1 rRNA gene is annotated in these 358 nt (G+C 36.3%); it reads right to left on the minus strand.

The features are described 5' to 3' along the window. Nucleotides 1–240 precede the first annotated feature (240 nt). A 5S ribosomal RNA gene (gene rrf / locus SH09_RS13570) occupies nucleotides 241–355 on the minus strand. Between the last annotated feature and the right edge of the window lie 3 nt (nucleotides 356–358).

Below are 358 nucleotides of genomic sequence, written 5' to 3' on the forward strand. Positions count from 1 at the left end.
GTTTGATTAGCTCATAAAATACTAATTTGTGTTATCATTAACACGTTTTTTGAACCAACGATTATCGTTGTGTTCGGAATTAACGTTGACATATTGCGATTCAGTTTTCAATGTTCATTTCTTCAACACAAGAATTAATTTTACAGGTTTTGACTTAGAAAGTCAATAACTTTTTGAAATTTAATTTTTGTTTTAGTTAAAACTTCCATAAAAAAACGACCCTAAGGTCAAAATGGAATTGCCTGGCAACGTCCTACTCTTGCGGAACGTAAGTCCGACTACCATCGGCGCTAAGGAGCTTAACTTCTGTGTTCGGCATGGGAACAGGTGTGACCTCCTTGCCATTGTCACCAGACAA

Source organism: Staphylococcus gallinarum (genome assembly GCF_000875895.1).
In the GTDB taxonomy this organism is placed as follows: Bacteria; Bacillota; Bacilli; order Staphylococcales; family Staphylococcaceae; genus Staphylococcus; species Staphylococcus gallinarum.